This is a genomic window from Niastella sp. (genome assembly GCF_045805085.1).
Taxonomy (GTDB): Bacteria; Bacteroidota; Bacteroidia; order Chitinophagales; family Chitinophagaceae; genus Niastella.
The window spans coordinates 1-23,057 of sequence record NZ_JBJMLX010000024.1 but is presented as its reverse complement, the minus strand read 5'-3'; the positions used below and the strand labels follow the sequence as shown (position 1 = coordinate 23,057).

At 47.0% G+C, this 23,057-nt stretch carries 18 protein-coding genes; 4 read left to right on the top strand and 14 right to left on the bottom strand.

Annotated elements, in window-relative coordinates:
• The 3 genes from ACJ751_RS01230 to ACJ751_RS01220 all read right to left on the bottom strand — a co-directional run.
• Positions 1 to 4,818, bottom strand: a 4,818-nt coding sequence (locus ACJ751_RS01230; RefSeq protein ID WP_407743550.1) for a PKD domain-containing protein, incomplete at its 3' end; no start/stop codon positions are given.
• Positions 4,819 to 5,157: 339 nt separating this feature from the next.
• Positions 5,158 to 7,716: an ABC transporter permease gene (locus tag ACJ751_RS01225; protein ID WP_407743549.1), complete on the bottom strand. Its 2,559-nt coding sequence runs from the start codon at positions 7,714 to 7,716 to the stop codon at positions 5,158 to 5,160.
• Positions 7,717 to 7,728: 12 nt separating this feature from the next.
• On the bottom strand, positions 7,729 to 8,409 hold the full coding sequence (locus ACJ751_RS01220; protein WP_407743547.1) for an ABC transporter ATP-binding protein: 681 nt from the start codon (positions 8,407 to 8,409) through the stop codon (positions 7,729 to 7,731).
• 123 nt (positions 8,410 to 8,532) lie between these two features.
• Between ACJ751_RS01220 and ACJ751_RS01215 the strand changes: the two genes are divergently transcribed.
• On the top strand, positions 8,533 to 9,243 hold the full coding sequence (locus ACJ751_RS01215) for an arylesterase (RefSeq protein WP_407743546.1): 711 nt from the start codon (positions 8,533 to 8,535) through the stop codon (positions 9,241 to 9,243).
• Positions 9,244 to 9,288: 45 nt separating this feature from the next.
• Positions 9,289 to 10,623, top strand: a complete 1,335-nt coding sequence (locus tag ACJ751_RS01210; RefSeq protein ID WP_407743544.1) for an NAD(P)/FAD-dependent oxidoreductase — start codon at positions 9,289 to 9,291, stop codon at positions 10,621 to 10,623.
• A gap of 1 nt (position 10,624) precedes the next feature.
• On the opposite strand, the gene ACJ751_RS01205 is transcribed toward ACJ751_RS01210, so the two are convergent.
• From ACJ751_RS01205 to ACJ751_RS01155, 11 genes are all read right to left on the bottom strand, one after another.
• Complete coding sequence (locus tag ACJ751_RS01205; RefSeq protein WP_407743543.1) at positions 10,625 to 11,113, bottom strand: hypothetical protein; 489 nt, start codon at positions 11,111 to 11,113, stop codon at positions 10,625 to 10,627.
• Positions 11,114 to 11,179: 66 nt separating this feature from the next.
• Entirely contained in the window at positions 11,180 to 13,195 is a 2,016-nt protein-coding gene (locus tag ACJ751_RS01200) for a T9SS type A sorting domain-containing protein (RefSeq protein ID WP_407743542.1), read from the bottom strand.
• A 51-nt stretch (positions 13,196 to 13,246) separates the two neighbouring features.
• Entirely contained in the window at positions 13,247 to 14,395 is a 1,149-nt protein-coding gene (locus ACJ751_RS01195) for an ABC transporter substrate-binding protein (RefSeq protein ID WP_407743541.1), read from the bottom strand.
• A 57-nt stretch (positions 14,396 to 14,452) separates the two neighbouring features.
• Positions 14,453 to 15,004 carry a phage tail protein gene (locus ACJ751_RS01190; protein ID WP_407743540.1) on the bottom strand — a complete coding sequence of 184 codons (552 nt, stop codon included), beginning with the start codon at positions 15,002 to 15,004 and terminating at the stop codon, positions 14,453 to 14,455.
• Positions 15,005 to 15,013: 9 nt separating this feature from the next.
• Positions 15,014 to 15,556, bottom strand: coding sequence for a phage tail protein (locus ACJ751_RS01185; protein ID WP_407743539.1), 543 nt, complete (start codon positions 15,554 to 15,556; stop codon positions 15,014 to 15,016).
• 23 nt (positions 15,557 to 15,579) lie between these two features.
• Positions 15,580 to 16,122 (bottom strand): phage tail protein, encoded by a 543-nt coding sequence (locus tag ACJ751_RS01180; protein ID WP_407743538.1) that lies wholly within the window; start codon positions 16,120 to 16,122, stop codon positions 15,580 to 15,582.
• Positions 16,123 to 16,424: 302 nt separating this feature from the next.
• Entirely contained in the window at positions 16,425 to 16,892 is a 468-nt protein-coding gene (locus ACJ751_RS01175; protein WP_407743537.1) for a hypothetical protein, read from the bottom strand.
• An 8-nt stretch (positions 16,893 to 16,900) separates the two neighbouring features.
• Positions 16,901 to 19,087: a T9SS type A sorting domain-containing protein gene (locus ACJ751_RS01170; RefSeq protein ID WP_407743536.1), complete on the bottom strand. Its 2,187-nt coding sequence runs from the start codon at positions 19,085 to 19,087 to the stop codon at positions 16,901 to 16,903.
• A 23-nt stretch (positions 19,088 to 19,110) separates the two neighbouring features.
• The gene (locus tag ACJ751_RS01165; RefSeq protein WP_407743535.1) at positions 19,111 to 19,665 is read right to left on the bottom strand and encodes a phage tail protein; all 555 of its coding nucleotides are present in this window, start codon (positions 19,663 to 19,665) and stop codon (positions 19,111 to 19,113) included.
• Positions 19,666 to 19,683: 18 nt separating this feature from the next.
• On the bottom strand, positions 19,684 to 20,214 hold the full coding sequence (locus tag ACJ751_RS01160; protein WP_407743534.1) for a phage tail protein: 531 nt from the start codon (positions 20,212 to 20,214) through the stop codon (positions 19,684 to 19,686).
• 22 nt (positions 20,215 to 20,236) lie between these two features.
• A complete protein-coding gene (locus ACJ751_RS01155) occupies positions 20,237 to 20,770 on the bottom strand; it encodes a phage tail protein (RefSeq protein ID WP_407743533.1) in 534 nt (177 codons plus the stop codon).
• Between the two features lie 511 nt (positions 20,771 to 21,281).
• Here ACJ751_RS01155 and sufB point away from each other — a divergent pair.
• The gene (gene sufB / locus ACJ751_RS01150; protein ID WP_407743532.1) at positions 21,282 to 22,727 is read left to right on the top strand and encodes a Fe-S cluster assembly protein SufB; all 1,446 of its coding nucleotides are present in this window, start codon (positions 21,282 to 21,284) and stop codon (positions 22,725 to 22,727) included.
• 192 nt (positions 22,728 to 22,919) lie between these two features.
• On the top strand, positions 22,920 to 23,057 hold a 138-nt coding region (locus tag ACJ751_RS01145), incomplete at its 3' end, for an ATP-binding cassette domain-containing protein (RefSeq protein ID WP_407743551.1).

Sequence of the window (23,057 nt, the reverse complement as noted above, 5' to 3'; positions counted from 1 at the left end):
TGAGTTGTTACTGCAACCGGGACAGATGGCATTGGGCACATACAAATAACCCGGCATATACAGAATGCGCACCTGCACGGTATCGTACCCATGGCAACCGGTGCCATAGTCCTGCACATAGAGCTGTACGTTATACAAACCTGTATCACCGTAGATATAAGTGATCTTTTGTCCGGAGCGCGTTTGCCGGGTGCGATCGCCCAGATCCCACTGATAAATTTTATTGGCATTGGTGGGCATGGTATCCCAGAAGGTAAACGTATAATCGGGTTGCACTAAAATTTTTGATGGGGAGAAAGCAATCTGCGGCTGTGGCAGGGGCTGTATGCTCAGGGTGCCGCCGGCCGTTGTATCGCCGCAACCAGCTGCGTTCTCCGCCAGCACCCTGATGGTAAATGGAGTGGCGGTCATTTTTAGATCCGATGCCTGGAACCGGTAAGCAAACGGAAGATCCATACCCTGCAGGCTATTATTGATAAACCATTTCAGGTGTACGGCATCGGTGCCGATATACTTCACTTTTGCATTGAACGCAATGGTGGTATCGTGGTTGCAGGTATTGTTGTTTATGGGCGTAAACTGCACCACGGGCGTATTATGCACATCGAACGTATAGGTGGTACTGTCGGCGCATTCATTGGTGGTGCGTACCAAAAGTTTTACGGAATAAGTACCGGCTTTGTTATAAATATGGGCGGCAGAAGTGCCGGCGGCAGTGAAGATATACGGCGCCTGTGCGCTGTCGTAAAATGTCCATTCAACCTTTAATGCATTGGCTGCGCCGGTGGCCGTTACCTGTAATGTATAGGGTGCGCAGGTTTTGCCAGATTGCACCGAGAGCTGGGGTGGAATTTTATTAGTGACTACCAATACGGCTGAGGCAGTATCAGTACATACAAGGCCGGAGTTGTTTACTTTTTTAGCTACCTGTTGAATGGTATAATTACCTGGCGCTGCATATGCATGGGCATCATTTACAGCCGAAGAAGTTTGGCCATCGCCCCACAGCCATTCAAAGGCAGTAGCATTTACTGCTTTGTTGGTAGTAAATATATTGTTACCTGTACAAATAATGGGATTACTGATATTGAATGCAGCAGAAGGTTTATTGTAGGCAGTCACCTTGCGATAGATGGTGGTATCGGTGCACGCATTCTCCAGCCTGATAGTTATGGTAAATACGCCGCCAAGGGTGAAGGTGTGGCCTACGTTATTCTGGGTATTGGGCGTAACTATGGCAGGCGTATTATCGCCAAAGTTCCAGGTAAGGGTGGAGGCGCCGGTGCTGCTGTTATTAAAGGCAACGGTATGCGGGGCGCAACCTTCCAGTTGAGGACCGTTAATAAACAGCTGCGCATCTATGTTATTGGGCAATACCAGCAGGCTGATGGTTTGGGTATCGCGGCGGCATTGGTTTTCGGCGATCAACCGAACATCGAAGGTGTCAATGGCGCCGGTATGATACACGTGTACAAAAGTATTGTTGTGGGTGGTCGTATCGGTTTGGCCATCGTCGAAATTCCAATAGTAAGCAAAATTGTTACCTGCCGATTTATTGGTGATGGTTACTTTAAATGGTGAACAACCTTTGGTGGCGTCTACGGTAAACCGGGCTTTGGCATCGGCATACACCAGTACGCTGTCGCGGTGGTATGAGGTGTCGCAACCATTAAAGGCTTTCAGGGTAATGTAATAAGTGGTATCGCGAAAATCGGGACTGGTATTGTACGTAATGGCGGCGGGTGAAGCCTGGGTGCTGGTGCTGCCATTGCCAAAGTTCCAGAAGAACCGGATGCCATTCAACAGACTGCTTGTATTGGTAAACGTTACCGTCAACGGGCCGCAACCTGTTGCTTTATCTTTTGTAAAGTTGGCCGTTACGCCGGGCACGGTATGAAAGGTCAGTTCCATGCTGTCGGCTTTGCAACCATGGGCGCTGGCCGTAACCAGTTTTACCGGTACATCCTGGGCCATGCCTGCAATGGGGTAGCTGGGAAAGACGCCATTGGTATTGGCGGCTATCTGCACGCCATTGGCGAACCAGGTATATTGACCATTCCCCTGCGGAAAAGGAATGGTTGTTATCACAGAATCCAGGTTCACCGGGGCGCATTTGGTAGTGCCGGTAGCCGTGAATTGCGCTTTGGCATCGGGGTTCACTACTACCTGTAGATGGGCGGTATCGGAACAACCATTGGCCAGGGCGCCTGACAGAAAATAAATGGTAGTAATTGTTGGCGTAACAATTACTGTATCGGGTGTGGTGTAAGTCAAAGCAGTGGTTGGCCACCAGGTATAGGTGGTAGCGCCGCCTGCTGCCAGTTGGGTGCTGGTGTTAATACAAATGGCAGGGGCCGCCGTGGTGAGGGTAACTACGGGCCGGCGTTTTACCGTGATGTAGATCGAATCTTCCGTGGCGCAATTCGCCCCAATGGAAGCGATCAATTTATAGCCATAGGTGGTATCATCGGCGGTGCCGGTATAATCAGGCAGTAAAGTGGGGTTGGCGCTGGTGGTGCTGCTAAGCCCGGTTGCCGGCGACCATTGATAGTTTACGCCATTTACGCCAGGAACGCCAAGGATCATGGGCGACCTGCTGCAAACAGTTGTGTCGTTACCGGCATTGGCAACTGGTTTGTCGGTTACAATAACCGAGGTGTTCACTATTACACTGGTATTACAACTGCTGTCAATTACTTTTAGCTGAACCGCATGTGTGCCTGTGCTGGTATATTGTATAGTGCCGGGGATCAGCTGATTGGATGTAGCTGGTGTACCATTGGTAAATGACCATTGATACCCCAGCGGGCCCGGTGAATAACAGGTGGTGGCAATGGCCGAGGGAGTAAGGCCATTGGTAATACAGATGGCATTGATGGGATTGACGACAGCCGTAGGCAACCCCTTTACATAAAAAGTATCTTCTTTATAAGATTCCGGACAGGCCAATCCGGCTGCATTGGCGGTAACCGTAAGGCGGATAATATATTTGCCCGGGACATTGAATTGTATTTCAGGCGATGCACTGTTTAGTGTTGACCCATTTGCAAACTGCCACGCGGGTGTTTGATTGGTACCGCAACCCAACGGGTCGCTATAAGTAACCTTCCAGATGTATGTATCGCCCTGGCAACTGTTTGTTGGCGACGTGTTGGTGAAGATGGCATTACCGGGACCGCAGCTGCTGTTGCGGTTCATGGTGAACTGCGCATTGGGCGGATTGCGAACGCAGATCACTTTAATCGTGCTATCGAGTCCGCACTTGTCGTTGAAGATATACAGCTTTACCGTATACAAACCGGTGGTATTAAACGTAATATTCAACGCACCGGAACCTTTTGTCCATAAAAAGCCGTTCGTTGCATTTCCATTCAGCGAACCCAGGTTGCCCGATGTAATGGTGTAACCTGTTGCCGGTGAAATGGTCCATACCTGTTTGCCGGTATTGGTACAGGTGGAACCAGTGCCGCCGGTTGGGGTGATCACCGATCCATAAGCCGAATTACTGATGATGTCTACATTGGAATTGGTACACACGGTTTCGGCAGGGGCCACATAAATGTTGGCGCGTGGTTTACCCGATACATAAATAGGCACTACTGATGGACTGGTTGTACCACAGGGATTTTGAATAGTAAGGTAAGCGCCAAATGCGTTGGGGAAGGTGCTGTTACCACTGCTGCTTACGAAACCGCAGGAACCCTGTTTAAAGAAATGCGCCGCTATGGATGGGGGCGGATGTACAAAGATTTGTGGATCGGAACCATCGTTTATCAGAAACGAATATTGCGTACCCGGCGGGTTGGCTGAAATATTATTGATGGCGAATCGCAGGGAATCAGACGAGCATACATCGGTATTACCCAGGCTAGCCAAACCACCGGCGGGCGTAGAACCCAGGAAGACAATGTATTTTTTTATTCCAATACAACCATCGGCCCCGGTAACGCTTACCGTCATGGTACTGCTTCCCAATGGGAAATTATGTTTTATAATGGTTGCGGCCGGCCAGCTGTTGAAACTGGTATCGGGTGTACCATCGCCCCATGAAATAAGATAGTTGGTATTAATAGGCGTGGTGGTTGACTCGTTAACAAAGCTGAAAGTGTAGGCAGGTACATTGGCGCAACGTTTAAAGGTGGGAACGTCGTTAAACGTTCCATAGGTTATGGCGATGTCGGCATTACCAACAGCTGCGTCGGGAACATTTTTGATGGTAATGTTTTGGGCTGTTGAATCAATACAGCCATACCGGTTGGTTACAATTTGTTTTACGGAATATAAGGTAATGCCGGGCATCCCTATGGCATTCAGGAATTGATAGGCGGGGTTAGTAAGTGCACTGGTACTGCCATCACCAAATTTCCATAACCAGGATAAGCTGGCGCCCACGGCATGATCAGTAAACTGGATATTAGTATTTCCGCAAACGTTATTGGCAGAGAAACTGAACCCCGCAGCTGGTTTGCTGTTGGAAACCTCTACTACCACTTCCATGGAATCGGTCATATTACCGCCGGTGATCACCTGTTTGGTAGTATAGAAACCTGCTTTGGGATACAGGATACCAAAAGGCCCGAGACCAGTTGCATTGGAAGTGGAACCGCTGGTGAAAGTCCAGTCGATATTCATAGAGCCTTGTGCCGAGCTCTGGTATGAAATGGAGCTGCCTTCACATACGCGCACGGTATCTCCATGGTTTACGATCTGGCCATTGGCCCTGATGCCGGCTGTTACCTGGGTGAACGCCGGGGATGCAAAGAGTACCGATAATACCAACAATAACAAAAAGACAGACGGCTTACGTGTCTGACGCATACAAACGGGTTAGGGGTTACAGGATGGGAACGGAGTGCTTGAATGAATTTTCAAAAAGGATATTCTGACCAATATCTTCAGAGACAGTGCACGTATTTGGTAAAGTCTTCTTTTTGTTGTGGAAAAGAGGTGGTTCTAAAGATGGGGGCGAAGGTAATGAATTAGTTGACAAGTTGACCAGTTAACAAGTTGATCAGTTGACCAGTTAACCAGTTGATCAGAAAAGAGAGGGTTAGGATGAATAGGAGGAGGGAACCTTGAACTAACAAACTTAATAACCCAATAACTTAAACTTAAAACCACACAGGCATAACATTAAACCAGAAATTATCAACCGTATTATACCTCCTTCCTTAAAACTTCCAACGGCGGTTTGTTTAAAATGCTCCGGCTGTTGAACAGGCCAATGATAACTGTTAGCAGTGAGATAGCAGCAAACAGTCCGGCAACCGGAAGGCAGTGTGGTGTAAAGGGCGCCTTAAAGCTGTATTTCGCCAATGCCCAGCTGGCTGCCATCGATAATAAGATACCGGTGGCGGCGGCCAAAGAGCCTAAAAAGAAATATTCCAGTGCAGTAATGAACAATATTTGTTTGCGGCTGGCGCCCAGGGTGCGCAACAAAATGCTTTCCTGGATGCGTTGGAATTTGCTGATGAGCACCGAAGCTATCAACACAATTAACCCGGTAATGATGCTGAACCCGGCCATGAACCTAATCACAAAACCGATCTTGTCGAGCACTTCATCCAGTACCGTGAGTATTAAATTGAGATCGATGATGGAAACGTTCGGGTATTTTTTTACCACTGCCTGTTGAAACTTCGCAGATACTTCTGGAGATGGTACCCTGGTGACCAGTACATGAAATTGCGGCGCTTCTTCCAGCACCCCGGTGGGAAACACCACCCTGAAATTGGTTTGCACCCGCTGCCAGTCAACCTGGCGGAAACTGCCCACCACCGTAGGAATAAGCGTTCCCTGTACGTTGAAAATAATATGGTCGCCCAGGTTCACATGTATGCGTTTGGCATACCTGTCCTCCATGGAAATATAGATCACATCGTCGGGTGAAGTAACCGGGCCGTATAATTTCCCGGCGGTTATTTTTTCAGAACTGGTTAAGGTATCCCGATAGGTTACCCGAAATTCCCATTCATAGGCTTCGGTACGAAAACCTGATCCTGAATCGGATTTTACCTGCGCGGCCGTTTGGTGATTGATCTCTTCCACCCGCATGGTAACAATAGGTACCTGCTGCATAACGGGCAGGTTATAATTCCTGGTCAATGCAGCCACACTATCCCGCTGGTTGTTTTGAATATCGAACAATACCATGTTGGGTTGATTGCCACTGCCCGATAAAGTTACCCGGCTTATAAGGATGTCCTGGATAAAATACAGGGTGCCGATAAATGCTGCGCCCAGTCCGATAGTCACGATCAAAATGAGGGTCTGGTTATTGGGGCGATACAAATTGGCAAAACCCTGCCGCCACAGGTAATTCCAGGAGGCGGGGAAAAAACGGCGTACCAGCCAGCGCAGAAAAACGGCTACCCCTGCTAATAACAGGAATGCCACAAGGATACTTAGCGTAAAGATGATGGCCTGTCGCCAGTCATGGATCTGCCACCAGGTAAAGCCGGCTACAAAGAACAGGATGAGCGCATACACCAGCCATTTAAACGGATCACGAAATTTTATATGCTCAACCGACAACCGCAGGGTATACAGCGGTGAAATATTTCGTACGCTTACCAGCGGCAGCAGCGCAAATAGTAGAGAAATTACCACGCCTGAAATGATGCCCTGGGTAATGGCTTTCCAGGAAAGGGTGGTGGTTACCGTCACTGGTAAAAAGTCTTTAAGCACGGCAGGCAATTGTTGTTGTATGGCAATTCCCAGCAACGCACCCAGTACCGAACCTATTAATCCAATGCCTACGATCTGTATTAAATAGATGAGAAAAGCCTGTATTGAATTAACACCCAGGCAACGCAGGATGGCAATGGAAGCAATTTTTTCGCGGATGTAAATATGAATGGCGCTGGCCACGCCGATACAACCCAGCAACAAGGCAATAAAGCTGATGAGGGTTAAGAACTGGTTGAAATCCTCAAAGGCCCGGCCGGTACTTTTCTTTCTTTCTTCAACTGTATCGTAGTCGAGCCCTTCTTTGTCTAAACGGGGTTCTATATCCGAAATGACGCCCGCGATCTCAGCGGGGCGGTTGTATTTATAGTAATATGATGTAGCAATGCGGCTGCCTTTTTGAATAAGGCCTGTCGAGTCGAGGTATTTGAGTGGAATGTATACGGGGGGCGCTACGGTGGTGGAAATACCGGTTCGTCCCGGCGCTTTGGTAATAACGCCGGCAATGGCAAACGTTACATCGCCAATTTGAATGGAATCGCCCACCTGCGCATTGTATTGCAGCATTAAGGTTTTATCGACCAACGCCTGCCGGTTGGTACGAAAAGCCCTGCCTGCACGTGCCGGCGTGGTTTCAATAGTACCGTAGTAAGGATAATCACCTTCGAGGGCCCGTACCTGTACCAGGCGGGTTCCATCATTCTTGGTAAAATAGATCATAGAGGCGAATGTGCGTTCAACAGAACGCTGATCGCCCAGTGAATCGAGCAGGGGCCTGATGCGGGAACTTATTTTCTTATTGCTTTCAATCACCAGATCGGCGCCTACCAGGGTTTTCGCCTGGGAATCGATATCACTGCGCACATTATCGCCCAATGAAAAAATAGCCACCAGCGCCGCAATCCCCAGCACAATGGAGGATACAAACAGGAATAAACGCGACCGGTTACGCCGGCTATCGCGCCAGGCCATTTTCAGCAACCATCCGAAACGGAGTCGTCTTTTGTATTTGAACCTTTCTATGTCCATCCAATTGTCTGTTTAATTCAGTTCGTCAGCTACAAGATGTCCGCCTTTGATTTTGATAATACGCTTTGTCTGGGCAGCCAGTTCGAGGTTATGCGTTACAATTATTAAAGTAGTGCCTGCTTCCTGGTTCAGATCGAACAGGAGTTTTATCACTTTGTCACTGGTTTCCACATCGAGGTTGCCGGTAGGTTCATCGGCAAATAAAATGCGGGGGCTATTGGAAAAAGCCCGGGCCAGGGATACCCGTTGTTGTTCGCCACCCGATAACTGTGCCGGGTAGTGGTGCATGCGGTCATGCAACCCCACTTTGTCGAGCAAACTGATCGACCGGGCCCGCACGTTCTTCTCCCCACGCAATTCCAGAGGCACCATTACATTTTCAAGCGCCGTGAGGGTAGGCAACAATTGAAAGTTCTGGAAAATAAAGCCAACATAACGATTGCGCACCTGTGCCCGCTCGTCTTCACTCAGTTGATCGAGCCGGATATTATTCAACTCCACCGACCCTTTGCTTGATCGGTCGAGTCCGGCGCATAAACCCAGCAGCGTTGTTTTTCCACTGCCCGAAGGGCCCACAATAGATAGGGTGGAACCGGCTTCTACCGAAAAATTCACATCATTGAGCACCGTCAGGGTTTGACCGGCGCCCTGGTACGTTTTACTTACATTCTTTACGTTAAGGATGGTTTCCATGCCAGTAATAAGTTACAGCTTTAAACTTTTTATTACAATTATTAGGTAATAATGTTGCTTAAATTAATGTTATTTTGGGTATAAACCTACAGGCGGAAAAGTGATAATATAAAAGGAGGGATCATGAAAAAGTTTAATAGTACTATTTATATGAGCGGAAAATATTTATTTGTTGGCGTGTTATTGTTGGCTTTACTGGGCAGTTGCGGTAATAATGGGGAAAAAACAAACGATACCAGCAAACAGAAAAGGGAACAATTGCCTGTACAACCCGGAAAAGAAAAGGCCAAAACGATCGTCTTCTTTGGGAACAGTTTAACCGCAGGTTATGGCGTGGACCCATCGGAAGCCTTCCCTGCCCTGGTGCAGGAAAAAATAGATTCACTGAATTTACCTTATAAAGTGGTCAATGCGGGGTTGAGTGGTGAAACAACGGCTGGGGGTAAGAGCAGAATTGACTGGATCTTACGCCAACCGGTTGACGTTTTTGTGCTGGAACTGGGCGGGAATGATGGGTTGCGTGGTATCCCTATTACAGAAACATCAAAAAACCTGCAAGCCATTATAAACAGGGTGCGGGAGAAAAATCCCCAGGTTAAAATAATTCTGGCTGGCATGCAGGTGCCGCCCAATATGGGGCGTACGTATGCTACTGCATTCCGCGTGGTATTTCAGCAACTGGCTGCCAATAATCACATAGAGCTTATTCCATTTCTGCTCGAAAATGTAGGGGGCATCAGTCATTTGAACCAGGCCGATGGCATCCACCCTAATTCGGTGGGGCATAAGATCGTAGCGGAAAATGTGTGGAAGGTATTGCAGGGATTATTGTAAGGTTGCAGTCATGCGTTTTGTCGTGTATCTTGCAAATAAAATACAGTGACAACAACCCTGGCAAAATTACCCGTATCAAAAAATCCCCGTGTAGTAATTGTGGGCGGAGGATTTGCAGGAACTGAACTGGCCAAAAAACTGTCGAAAGCCTCCTTGCAGGTAGTATTGATCGACAAGAACAACTATTATACTTTTCAACCTCTGTTATACCAGGTGGCAACCGCGGGGTTAAATGCGCCTTCTATTGTATATCCTTACCGAAAAATTCTTGAAAGGGGCGATGATACTTTCTTCCGGCTGGCAGAAGTAGAATCAGTAGACCCTGTTAATCGCATTATTGAAACCAGCATTGGCCTGGTGCAATATGACTACCTGGTTATTGCTACCGGCGCCACCACCAATTATTATGGCAATAAACAAATAGAGCAACATGCTATTGCGATGAAGAGTGTTGAAGATGCGCTGATGTTACGCAATACCATCCTCTGCAATTTCGAAAAGGCCTTGCAAATAGGCGATGAAGAACAGTTGAACAGTTTGATGGACTTTGTAATTGTGGGCGGCGGCCCTACAGGGGTTGAAATTGCAGGGGCATTAAGCGAACTGCGTAGACATGTATTTCCGAAAGATTACAAGGAACTGGATTTTATAAAAATGGATATCCACCTGATACAAAGTGGCGATCATATATTAAAGGGGATGTCGCAAGAAGCTTCAACAGAAGCCTTGCAGTTTCTGAAGCAGGCGGGTGTACAGGTATGGCTGAACCGCCGCGTTAAATCATTCGATGGGTATACGGTGCTGTTAGATAATGGTGAAAAGCTGGTCACCCGTACGCTCATTTGGGCGGCTGGTGTAACCGGAGCGCCCATTAAAGGGTTGAATGCAGCATGCATTACCAGCGGCAACCGCCTGAAGGTAGATGAATATAACAGGGTAACAGGCTATGATAACATTTTTGCCCTTGGCGATATTGCCGAAATGGCAACTGCCGAATTACCTGATGGCTACCCCATGCTGGCCCAGCCTGCTATTCAACAGGGCCGTTTACTGGGAGATAATTTACCAAAACTGGTAGCAGGCAAACCCTTAAAACGGTTTGTATATACCGATAAGGGCTCTTTGGCTACTATAGGCCGTAACAAGGCGGTGGCCGATGTAAAGATCTTTAATAAAGAAATTCGCACCCAGGGAACCTTCGCCTGGTTCATCTGGCTGTTTGTGCATTTGTTTTCTATTATAGGTTTTAAGAACCGCCTGTTGGTATTTATTAACTGGATCTGGAATTACCTCAGCTATGATGCCGTGATGCGGGTGATCATTGGCAACAAAAAAGAAAATGAACCGGTTGAAAAGGCAACAGATAAAGTGTTGGTGTAACTCACGAACCCGTCATACACAACACAGCATGCCTGTTTCTTTGGATAAAGGGAATTACTTTATCCGGTTGAAATTGACTGGTTTTCAGAAACCAATATTCGGGCCGCACTACACTGTTATCATTGACCGAAGTATACTCCAGGTGAAAAGCCTTTGTTCCCATATTTAACTTTACACAGTGGGCGTGTAACTGGTAAGGGGCATGAACCACCATCTTTTGCACCAGGAACGTTTTGTTATCGTGGGTGGTAACAACAAATCCCTTCTTTGAATACACCAGGTCGCTGATGGCCGAAGCTGATACCTGGTGTACGTTTATGGCAGTTGCCTGATTAAATATGGTGTTAACCACATGAGCAGGGTTTGCTTCATCGTGAATGATGAGCATGGCTGCTTCAATGGTTTTGTTTGACGCCATTGCCAGTGGCCCCGATAAAAAAAGCCCCGGTAATAATAATCCTGTATTATATATAAAATCGCGACGGCGCATGTAGGTTGTTTTATGGGTGGTAAAGTAAGGGCCCTGTCCTTGCTGAACGAGGGCAGGGCCCGGTTATTATTTTACAATCTTATAAGTATATGTTTGCCCGTTGAACTTCACCGAAAGAATATATAATCCTTGCGTCAGGTTTTCAATACCTGTAACAGGATGTATAGTGATTCCTTTAGGCGCCATAATATTTTCACTTCTTAACAGCTTACCGGTAATATCGCTGATACTAATGTTAAGCCTTGTCGCTTCGGGCATTTGCAGGCTTATAATAATGCTACTGGTAAACGGATTGGGCGACACTTCAACAACAGGTGATGTTGATCTTAATTTTATAGTAGCGATGCTGCTGTATTCCACTTCGCCGTTGGTGCTTACCATTTTGAGGCGATAGAACAGTTTGGAGGCGTTTAACAAACCGGCGCCCGCATCAATCCAGGAGTAGTTTTGTTCAAAGCTGCTATTGTTGCCTGTAGCTGTTATCCGGCCTGCAGCGGTATAGGTTTGTCCATCGGTGCTGCGTTCTACTTCAAAATAGCTGTGGTTTATTTCGTTGCTGGTTTTCCATTGCAACGAAACATCATTGTTGTTAAGCTGGCCGGTGAAAGAGATCAGATCAAGCGGTAATGCAAAGGCAGAAGTTTGAATAATAAATCCGCTAAACCCTGTTACATCAACCGTTACTTCCCAGCGGTTGTAGGTTGCATTCCATACAATATCATTATCAGCAGGATCAATGATCGTTGTGACCGAAGTATAAGAACCGGGTAAACCGGTGCCGTTGTTGCTGGTGCCGGAATATTTACCTACCCGCAGGTTCGACTTGCCGGCATTGTCTGATGACCCTGTTGGCAGATCAAGAGAGCTGCGGGGCGCTGCATTGAAGGCATTAAATTCTGCCTGGGTAAAATATAAAGTTACTCTTGCTGTAGCGGTGGTAGCATTGGTAGCAGGCGTTATCTGGTAGTGCCTGGCTACAAAAGGTTGACTGGCAAAAGTTGGTACCGAACTTTCTACCCAAACCCGGGCGGTTACATTACCGGCCACAGGGCTGGCGCCTGCAGGAACTACTTTTGTAACAAGTGTACAGCCTGTATTGAAGAAATTGTTGTTAGTACCTATTGCCTGTGTAATGGTGGTTGTAGTGGTTGGTAAGGTAGTTGGATCGGTAAGGGTATAAGTATTATGGTTTGATGTGGCGCCAATGGCAAAGGCAGTATTGCTATAGGTCCAGTTGCTCCTGTTATTTAAGGTTGTAGCCAGATCTGATGTGCTGCAGGCAGTAGCAGAACTGGTAAGTTTTGCATTATCAGGTTCGTCTGTAGTAGTGGGTGGTGCAGTAACCGGCAACGATGTGGCCTGCGTCAATAACATGGCCGTTGTTCCGTTAGTTAGCCCTGGAGGCAGGCTGCTTCTATTACCGCCGGTAACAGTAGTGCCATCCCAGGCGGCAAAAGTAGTAGCTTCAATAACAGGAGTGGCCGTTGGATCGGCCTGATCAACGTTGGTAGAAACAGCCGCAATAAACCGGCGGGTAGCATCATTATAGGCGCCAGCCGGGCCCGCGGCAGGACCTGTTTGGTAGATCAGCACCTGGTCGCCAGCCGTGGATAATTCCATATAGGTAGCGGTAGGGGTTGTGGTTTCATTGGTCACCGTTCCAAGAGAAGTGGTGCCGCTTTCGGTAGTATACGCGCCCCAGGTGGTAGCGTTGGTCACATCATTATACGAACTGATAAAATATACTTCGGTACCGGTAGCCACGCCACCTGCCGGTACGGTCCATTTTATAACACCTTCGCTCCCGCTGGTAAAATCATTGGCGCTCGCATTCCATCCTTTATCAGTGAAATAAATAACGGTGCCGGCTGGTATACCGCCGCTTTTAAGTATTGAAATAGAAAACCGGTCCCAGAAATTGGTAGTTCCACCAAATAGTACGTTACTTAGGTCCGCATCACTTTGAAAGCTTACCAAAGCCAGATCTCCGGCCGCCAGGTTATTGTTCTGGGCCTGGCTGTTCATGGCCGAAAATAAAAGGATAAAGCAGCAGGAGATAAGGATCCTGTATAGGTTATTCATTATTTAAAAATTTTGTACATGATTAATGGATTCAATTAGTATTTTGATTGTCTAGATGCACAAATAGGTATTATTCCAGGTTGTAAAAGTGGTGTCCGGGATCTGGGATATCATGTCATTCCATGCCGGCGTACAATCCTCTACTACTTTCTGTACCTGCACTTCCAGCCTGCCCGTAGCCGTAACCTGGTATGCAGGCCCCGTAACGGCATAGCCGTCGGTTATGCGTAATTGTCCGCGAGGGCTTTGCACCTGTTCTTTTTTTATGTATTCTATTGCCCCGGTTACAGTATCGCCTTCAGCCTGTTGTTGTAAAAAGGCATTTATCAGCAAGGCGGTTTCCCAGCCCTGCAGCGAAAACAAATTGGCGGCTTTGTTATGTTCTTTTTGAAAAAAGGTGGTGAGGCGGCTATTGTGTTCATTGTCCAGTGATGGCAACCAGCCGGTGTACCCTTTTATTTCCCGTACGTATGGATTAGTTTCTTTGAAATCACCCGGTGTATTGTCGAACAGCATGGGCGAGCCGTATAACTGCAGATCAAATTGTTGTTGAAGGGGCGCTATTTGTTCATAAAAGCAGCGGGCCATATCGCCGCTATACAGGCATAGCAGGGCATTCGCTGCCGGGTTGTTTTGAATAAAAGCAGCCAACGGGTTGAGATTGAATTCCTGCTTTTTGTAATGACTAACGAAGTTGTATTGTATTTCACCGCCTGCCGTTGTATAAGCATTTGTCATGGCATGACAATGCTGGTAGCCGCCATCGTAGTACGAAGTAGCGGTGATGGCTTTTTTAGCAGCAGGCACACTACCACATAACCGGCCGGTCATAAACGAATACAGGTTGTGGTTGAGCGAATGGAACAGCGTATTATCATACGTGGTTCCGGTAGGTGGATAGTGAGCGCCTGCATTGGTTATAACCAGTAATTTGCCGGCAGCAGCTACCAGGGGCGACAATCTTTGCGCCAGCCTGTGGTCTACATAAGCCAATACAACATCCACATCGTGGGTAAATAACAGCTTTTCGGTTTGCGCAACCACCTCAGCTTCATTAATGCCGTACCCAACCGGCATATTATGCAATGCAATATCACCGGCTCCATTCAATTTTAAACAGCACCGGACACCCTGCAGAAAGTCAATGGCAATAGAAGGGTACAGCGTTGAACCAGGTAATAGGATTCCGATAGCGGGCATGTGTATAGTTTGGTTGGCGTTTAGTATGTAAGCAGTATCTGTAATGAACGCTTTATATTACTGACGGGGAGGAAAAATTCCCTGGAGGGCAATAATATAAGTAAGCGCCAAACATGGTTGAATAAGGTTAACAGGAAGATTATTTCCTGTAGAGGCCACACTCAGATTGTATTGCATATTACCCAATAACGAGTTATTGGTGGTGCTGGAATACATTTCTGTACCTGCCAGCCTGGCTGGGTAGGCGTTAGATGGCGTATCGGTATTGCCTGCGGCAGCAGTGCCATTCATGGTAACGGTGCCGGTAACGGGATGCGTATGTTGCGGCAGGTTATTGGCCTGCAGGGTAACAGTCTGACTGCCACCTATTTCTCCTATCACATAATCCGATAATCCCGGGCCTGCACCGGTACCCACGGGGATCCGGCTGCGAAAATCGGGTAAGGCAAAATTTGTTGTTCCATTGCCACCGTAATTGGTTCCAAGCAGCGAAAACAACGCGGTATTACTACTGATAGGCAGCAGTTGTCCCTGGCACAGCGCCCAGCCAAAGGGCGCAAAGTTTCCGGCGAACAGCCTTATTTCTGCCAGGAATATTTGGTCATCCATGGTAAAAAGTTAATTTGGTTGTGGATAAATACCCTCTGTGCAAATAATATAACTTACAGCGAGGTAAGGTTGAATGTTGCTGATGGGTAGTGCGCCGGCAGTGCCTGCCGCGCTTGTGGTAAGATTGAGTTGCGCCGGCGCCATAACACTGTTATCCGTAGTGGTGGAATAAATACGGTCACCATTTACAGCAGGAAAGTTACCCGCCGTTGTTATCTTGTGACCATCTTCGCTTGACGTGAGCATCCCTGCACTACCTGTAATGGCATGCGTATGCGGAATATTGTTAGTGGTAAGTGTATTTAGTTCCGTACCACCTGCCTGTCCTAAAACGTAGGTAGGGCCTCCGGGCATGGTGCCTGTACCAATGGGTACACGGCTGCTCAGGTCGGGTACATTAAAGGTATTCACACCGTCGCCCCCATAGGTGGTGCCTATGAGCGTATACAACACGTCGTATTGGGCAATCGACAGTGTTGATCCATTGCAAAAAACCCAGCCCGCGGGCGCGAAATTTCCGGCAAATACCCGGATCTCTCCTATATATGGCATATTGAATAAATTATCAGGTGACATTAACTTCTGGAAGGAAAAATTCCCTGCAGGCAAATGATATAATTGAGCGCCAGGTAAGGCATCATATTATTTATTGGCAGGCCTGAACCCGGATTACCGGCAGCGAGATTTACGTTAGCCGGTTTCATGGTTGTGCCATCGTTTTGTGCATCGAATTTGGTGGAGGTATCGTTGGCAAAATAATTTCCACCCGGGGTCTCACTATCGGCCGGAGCTAAAGCGGTACGCATACTTAAGGTGCCGGTAACAGTGTGGGTATGCGGTGGAAGGTTAGTGCCTGTGAGGGTATTGGTGGTGGTGCCTGTTACCTGGCCCAGTTCATAGTTTGATAGTCCCGCACCCTGGCCAATGCCTACAGGCGCCTTGCCCCGGAGATCTGGTAAGGCAAAAGTTACTCTGCCATCACCGCCATAGGTAGTACCCAAAAGGGAAAATAAAGCCTGATTTTGACTGATGGCGAGCAGTTGGCCAGCGCAGTAAGCCCAGTGTTTGGGTGCGAAGTTGGGAGCGAATAGGCAAACCTGGCCTAAGTATCCGTCCATAGTTAAGCAGTTGACTTTGGTTATTGATTAGTTTCGGTCAGCGATTCAGGAGAGTGAACAGGGCAAATGTATGTGTTAAATTAATGTGACAAAATAACACAAAGTGGTATGTTAGTGTTATTTCTCTGTTACTAGCCTGCCCGAAATTATTAATCAAATGATTATCATCGTGAACAGTGTATGTGAGCTACTGGACTTTGTGGGTAAACAGAGGAATTTTGTATGTGAAGCTGTTTTATCTTCGCGGTCAGCCCATAATATCATAAAAAAAGCAGGCCGGTTAGTACAACCGGCCTGCTTTTTTATGCACCCGACAGGCATATCAGCGCATGCTTCTTCCGGGTTAAAATATTGTTTGTTTTACTGTCAGGGAACTGCTGCCTTTGCAGAAACCAGACTTCCGGGATTATTTTATGTTGCGCTTTTGCTGCCGCAAAGTTCAGGTGGAAAATTTGTTGCCCGGTATTGATCTCCATAGAAGACCGTTGAATAGTTGCCAGCAAAGCGGAAGGCATAATGATCTTAGTGGCCTGCAGCAATCTATTATCGCTGGTGGTAACCAAAAAACCTTCCCGCGTATATTCCAGGTGTTTGATTGCTGCGCCTATTAACCGGTGGCCCTGAATAGGAAAGTTAAACGTACCTGTTTCCGGTTGTATGATCAATACGTCTGTTTTAATGGTTTTTTGTGACGCCAGCATCCGCGCTGGTGCTGCCAGCAGCGCGGGGATCAATAAACCGGTGTTATATAAAAAGTCGCGACGGCGCATAGTAGTTTTTATTTTACTAGTTTGTAAGTATAGGTTTGTCCGTTGTATTGAATGCTGAGCAGATAGATGCCTTGCATAAGATTACTTAATCCTGTAAGAGAAATAGTGCTGATTCCTTTTGATGCGTTTACGTATTCGCTTTTCAGTTTTTTTCCGGTTACATCACTAAGTGTAAGTGTCAGCTGTGCTGCTGCCGGCAATTGCAGGTTTATGTTTACCTGACTGGTAAACGGGTTGGGTGTTATAGTAACAACAGGTGACCCGGCTGTATTTACCGAAATGGTAACTACAGAGCTATATTCAACTTCACCGGTGGTACTTACTATTTTGAGGCGGTAATATAGTTTTGGTGAATGTAGTTTTGCTGCTGCTGCATCCACCCAGTTATAAGATTGCGTGGTAACACCATTAATTCCTGCCGTCCGGCCAATGGCTGTAAATGTTTGTCCGTCGAGGCCTCTTTCAATCTCAAAATAATCGTTGTTGGTTTCGCTGGTTGTTTTCCATTGCAGATGTATATCGTCATTAACTAACCGGCCGCTGAACGAGAGCAGGTTTACCGGCAGGGGAATGGCGGAGGTTTGAACAATAAAACCGCCAAAGCCGGTAGCGTCGAAGGAAACGATCCAACGGTTGCCTGTTGAATCCCAGGCAACACTTTGGGGCACAATAACTGCAATATTCCCGGTATAAGTGCCGGGTAATCCGCTGCCATTACTGCTACTGCCTGTATATCTTCCTATGCGCAAATTGCTTTTTCCTATGGCATCGCTGCGGCCTGTGGGTAATTTAAGCGTACTGCCTGGCTTTGCATTGAAATCATTAAACTCAGCCTGGGTAAAATACAGGTTAATGGTTCCCGTTGCAGCAGCTGCGTTAGCATCAGGCAGGATCTGGTAATGCCTGGCTACAAATGGCTGACCGTCGTAAATGGGCACCCGATTTTCAATCCATACTTTACTGGCTACATTGCCTGCTATGGGGTTGCTGCCTGCGGGTTGAACTATTGCAATGAGCTCGCAGGACAAATTCACATATGTATAATTATTGGCTGTAGCCAACTGGGTACAGGTAGTGGTGGCTGCAGGTGTGGTAAGGGGACTTAGGGAGAGTAAGGCGCCCTCACTGGTAGAAGAACCGCAAGTGGCATTGGAAACAACCACGCGGAAATACTGACCACCAACAGTTGCATTATTGCCAATGTTCAGGGTATTGCTGGTGGCGCCACTAAAAATACCGGTGTTGGTAAGGTTTACCGGCGTGGTAAAAGCAGCGTCTGCGCTTTGTTGCCACTGGTAGCTGGTTGTGTAATTAGTGGTTGCACTAAATGACGCACTGATGCCCTGACATCGGGTAACATCAAAGGGATCGGTGGTAATAACAGCGCCAGGGGTAATGGAATAAAGAAGGCTGTCTGCTGTAATTTTAAAGGCCGTATTCTGATACCGCCAATCGAAATTTGTATAAAGCTGGGCGGATAGCGTACTTTGACAGCCTGAAATGGTACCATTGGCTATTTTTTGAGCATTATCCCAATTGCCTGGCGAAAAAGCGGTTACGCCATTAGTTAAGCCGGGCGGCACACTGCTTTGATGGCCTCCCGCCGGATTGCTGCCATTCCAATTGCTGTTATACATATTAAAACCAGAAAGAAAACGCCTGGTTATGTTATTATAATTACCCGCCGGCCCGCGTGTAGGGCCTGTTTGATAGGCAAGCACCTGGTCACCGCCTGTGCTCAATTCCATATAATTGTTACCACTTTCTGTGGTTACAACACCTGCTGCAATAGTGCCTTTTTCATCTTTATAAGCGCCCCAGCTTGTGACGGGGTCAACATATTTACTGATAAAGTAGATCTGGGTGCCAAAGGGGTAACCGCCTGTGGGCACTACCCATTTTATAAAACCTTCTGAGAGCCCGGAAATAAAATCTCCGGTACTGGCATTCCAGCCGTTATCGGTAAAATAAATAACGGTGTTGGCTGCCAGTCCGGTCTGGTTCTGTATAACAATCGAAAAACGATCAGTAAAAGCGGTGGTGCCGCCGCTATCAACATTACTAAGGTCCTGGTCGCTTTGATAACTGGTAAAGCCAATGCTGCCGGCTGTCAGATTGTTTTGCGCCTGGCCATTAAAAGCCAGTAGCAAAAATGCAAAACAGCAGGAGGGAATTATCCTGGAAATATTTTTCATGTATGAAGGGTTGGGGTGTCAATTTATATGGTGGAAACAGGGAAAAGCCCACTGACACAAATAATAAAGTTGGTTCCCAATACCGGTTGAATAAGGTTGATGGCTGTTGGGAGGCTTGCTCCTGTACTGGAGGTAAGTTGATTGGTTTGTATGGTGGGTATGCTGGTCCCTGAGATCATAGTGGAGGTATACATTTTTTTTCCGGGAAGAACGGCCGGATAGGTATTAAAAGGTATATCGGTATTTCCCGGACCTGAATAACAATTCATGCCAACATTGGGCACGGTATGCGTATGTGCTGGCAGGTTATCCGGCTGAAGGGTAACTGTTTCTGTTCCTCCTTTTTGTCCCTGGGTATAGGCAGATAAGCCCGCTCCCTGGCCTGCGCCTACAGGTAAGCGGCTCCGCAGATCGGGTAGGCCAAAGGTGGTGGTGCCGTCACCGCCATACCGGGTACCCAGCAGCAAAAACAAACCGGGGTAGTCGTTTATTGCCAGCAACTGCCCCTGGCAGAACACCCAGCTGGTTGGCGCAAAATTGCCTGTAAACATTTTTATTTCACCTAAATAGGAATCCATAATGATAGTAATATAAGGTTAGGGATGTGGGTACTCGCCATCGTAACAAATAATATAGCTTATTACCAGGTAAGGCATTAAGTTAGGGATCGGAGCAGCGACGCCTGTGTTGGAAACCGTGAGGGTGGTGAGCATGCCCGCCATTTGGCTATCTGCTGTATCTGAATACATAAACTGGCCGTTCACTGCCTGGTAATTGCCGGCAATTGTTGTTTTGTGGCCATCTTCGCCCGACACCAGTATACCAGTTCCGTTATAAGTATGAGTATGGGTAGGCAAATTGTCTACGATAAGCGTATTTTTTTCCTTGCCTCCTGTTTGGCCCAGGGTATAATTGGGAAGGCCCGGGCCCTGGCCGGCGCCAATGGGTACCCGGCTTTGCAGGTCAGGAACATTAAAGGTAGTGAAGCCATCGCCCCCGTAAGTAGTGCCGATCAATTGAAATAAAAAAGGATAATCACTAATGCTCAGTGATCGTCCATCACAAAATATCCAGTTATCAGGGGCATAGGAAACTGTCCATAACCGGATCTCGCCAATAACATCCATATTGTTCTTTTTTGTGAAAGGATTAATGGGAAGGGTAGATGCCCCCCGAAATGCAAATAATGTAATTAATAGCCTGGTAAGGCATCATATTGGTTACAGGATCACTGTTACCCGTGTTATCTAAAGTGATATTATATTGCATGGTAACGCCATCGTGCTGTGCATCGAACTTTTTAGAACCGTCGCCGCTGGCGAAATAATTGCCCACAGGCGATTGCTGGTCCGCTGCATGCGAAGAAGCCATAGAAGAAATGGAGCCGGTCACCGTATGGGTATGTGCTACCTGGGCAAGGGTTAACGTATTGGTTGGGGCGCCGGCTAGCTGGCCAAGAGTATAAGCAGTAAGCGAAGCGCCACTGCCAAAACCAACAGGGGCCCTTCCCTGGTAATCGGGCAGCATAAATGTTCTAATGCCGTCGCCGCCATATATAGTCCCGAGTATTGACCATAAGGCCAGGTTCACATTGATGTTTAAAGTCTGTCCCTGGCAAAATACCCAGCCATTGGGGGCAAAATTACCTGCGAACAATTTAACTTCTCCAAGAAAGCCATCCATAGGGTGTAGGGGTTTAGGGTACCTAAGATGGACAAAAGTAGCCCTCCATTGTGCGTGCTGCAATGAAAATCATGTATTTAAAGGTATTGTCTACACTTTGTCTATGCTTTTGAGGCTGTTTTATAGTCTCCGGTGAGAGACAGATTGCCTGAGAGTTGCCTAAGGGTTGCCTAGGAGTTGCACCGGGGTTGCACTGCAACCCTATATTCAGTGCAACTCCGGTGGTAGGGTCAGTGCAGGATTTTCCCCTTTTTACCTGTGTTTATCCCTATCTTTGCGGCGCAAACCGCTATCCAAAACAATATTTCACCCGCCGAACCGACTTATCAGGTATAGCCCATTCTCAGGGGCCAGTTCTCTAAAGCACATTGATAATCAGCGCTTATTTTGATAAAGAATAACTATCTCCCAATAAAAAGAAATGATATATCTCTGTTTATACTTTTTAGTATAGATTATCGTACCTTTGTGATCCTAAACAGAAAAACAGGTCAATTCTAAAGTTTTTGATATGAACAATGAGCTTAGTGCAATTGAAAAAACGGTTCTCAGTGATTACAAATATGGCTTTGTAACAGAAATTGAAGCGGATGAAGCGCCTCCCGGACTCAATGAAGACACTGTCCGTTTTATTTCAGCCAAAAAGAACGAACCGGAGTGGATGTTGGAATGGCGCCTGAAAGCTTATAACCACTGGCTTAAAATGCAGGAGCCAAGCTGGGCCAATATTAAATATGAACCCATCAGTTATCAGGATATTAAATATTATTCTGCTCCCAAACAGAAAAAGAAGGTGGGCAGCCTCGACGAAATAGATCCTGAATTACGCAAAACTTTCGAAAAGCTGGGTATTTCGCTCGATGAGCAAAAACGCCTTTCCGGTGTGGCCATCGACGCGGTGATCGACAGCGTATCTATAGGTACCACTTTTAAAGAGCAGCTGGGTGAGCTGGGGATTATCTTCTGCTCCATCAGCGAAGCCATTCAGGAACACCCTGAATTAGTAAAAAAATATATAGGTTCAGTTGTTCCTATTACCGATAACTATTTCTCTGCACTGAACTCAGCTGTTTTCAGCGATGGTTCATTTTGCTATATTCCAAAAGGCGTACGTTGCCCCATGGAATTATCTACTTACTTCCGCATAAATGCAGAAGGAACCGGTCAGTTTGAGCGTACCCTGCTTATTGCCGACGAAGGCAGCTATGTTAGTTACCTCGAGGGCTGCACGGCGCCCATTCGCGACGAAAATCAGTTACACGCTGCCGTGGTAGAATTGATCGCTCATGAAAAAGCCGAGATCAAATATTCAACTGTTCAAAACTGGTATCCCGGCGATAAAGATGGCAAAGGCGGTATTTACAACTTTGTAACCAAACGCGGTATTTGCCAGGGAGCTCATTCCAAGATCTCCTGGACGCAGGTGGAAACCGGTTCATCCATTACCTGGAAATATCCCAGTGTAATTCTGAAAGGTGATTATTCAGTAGGCGAGTTTTACTCAGTAGCTGTGACCAATAACCACCAGCAGGCCGATACCGGTACTAAAATGATGCACCTGGGTAAAAACACCCGCAGCCGTATTGTATCGAAAGGTATTTCGGCTGGTGTAAGTAACAACAGTTACCGCGGTCTGGTGCATGTGGGTAAGAACGCGGCCAATTCGCGTAACTTCTCCCAGTGCGACTCCTTATTATTAGGCGACAAATGCGGCGCACATACCTTCCCTTATATTGAAGTGAAGAATAATACAGCCGTAGTGGAGCATGAGGCTACTACGTCAAAAATTGGTGAAGACCAGATCTTCTATTGCAACCAGCGCGGTATCGATACCGAAACAGCCGTTGCCCTGATCATCAATGGTTTTGCCAAGGAAGTAATGAACCAGCTGCCTATGGAATTTGCAGTAGAAGCGCAGAAGTTACTTGCTATTAGCTTAGAAGGTAGCGTAGGTTAATAGTTGACCAGTTAACGAGTTGACCAGTTGACGAGGAAGAAGGAAGTTGATAAAGTTGACAGGGTTGATAGCGTTGATAAAGGCCTGCCGCGTTGCGGTCTTTGCCCTCTGCCTTCTGCCCTTTGCCTTTTTCACGTTTGACGTTTCACGATTTTAAAACAGACGTATCACGATTAAATTATATCATTTATTATGTTATCAATTCACAACTTGCATGCAAGTATTGACGAAAAGAAAATTTTGAAAGGTATTAACCTCGAAATTAAACCAGGTGAAGTGCATGCCATCATGGGACCGAATGGATCTGGTAAAAGCACCCTGGCGTCGGTA

Excerpts from the sequence above, each read along its gene's own strand:
- ACJ751_RS01205 (WP_407743543.1), bottom strand. The coding sequence starts at position 11,113 with ATGCGCCGTCGCGATTTTATATATAATACAGGATTATTATTACCGGGG.
- ACJ751_RS01215 (WP_407743546.1), top strand. The coding sequence starts at position 8,533 with ATGAAAAAGTTTAATAGTACTATTTATATGAGCGGAAAATATTTATTT.
- ACJ751_RS01190 (WP_407743540.1), bottom strand. The coding sequence starts at position 15,004 with ATGGATGACCAAATATTCCTGGCAGAAATAAGGCTGTTCGCCGGAAAC.
- ACJ751_RS01225 (WP_407743549.1), bottom strand. The coding sequence starts at position 7,716 with ATGGACATAGAAAGGTTCAAATACAAAAGACGACTCCGTTTCGGATGG.
- ACJ751_RS01220 (WP_407743547.1), bottom strand. The coding sequence starts at position 8,409 with ATGGAAACCATCCTTAACGTAAAGAATGTAAGTAAAACGTACCAGGGC.
- ACJ751_RS01175 (WP_407743537.1), bottom strand. The coding sequence starts at position 16,892 with ATGCGCCGTCGCGACTTTTTATATAACACCGGTTTATTGATCCCCGCG.
- ACJ751_RS01170 (WP_407743536.1), bottom strand. The coding sequence starts at position 19,087 with ATGAAAAATATTTCCAGGATAATTCCCTCCTGCTGTTTTGCATTTTTG.
- ACJ751_RS01180 (WP_407743538.1), bottom strand. The coding sequence starts at position 16,122 with ATGGACGGATACTTAGGCCAGGTTTGCCTATTCGCTCCCAACTTCGCA.
- ACJ751_RS01165 (WP_407743535.1), bottom strand. The coding sequence starts at position 19,665 with ATGGATTCCTATTTAGGTGAAATAAAAATGTTTACAGGCAATTTTGCG.
- ACJ751_RS01160 (WP_407743534.1), bottom strand. The coding sequence starts at position 20,214 with ATGGATGTTATTGGCGAGATCCGGTTATGGACAGTTTCCTATGCCCCT.
- ACJ751_RS01200 (WP_407743542.1), bottom strand. The coding sequence starts at position 13,195 with ATGAATAACCTATACAGGATCCTTATCTCCTGCTGCTTTATCCTTTTA.
- ACJ751_RS01195 (WP_407743541.1), bottom strand. The coding sequence starts at position 14,395 with ATGCCCGCTATCGGAATCCTATTACCTGGTTCAACGCTGTACCCTTCT.
- ACJ751_RS01185 (WP_407743539.1), bottom strand. The coding sequence starts at position 15,556 with ATGCCATATATAGGAGAGATCCGGGTATTTGCCGGAAATTTCGCGCCC.
- sufB (WP_407743532.1), top strand. The coding sequence starts at position 21,282 with ATGAACAATGAGCTTAGTGCAATTGAAAAAACGGTTCTCAGTGATTAC.
- ACJ751_RS01155 (WP_407743533.1), bottom strand. The coding sequence starts at position 20,770 with ATGGATGGCTTTCTTGGAGAAGTTAAATTGTTCGCAGGTAATTTTGCC.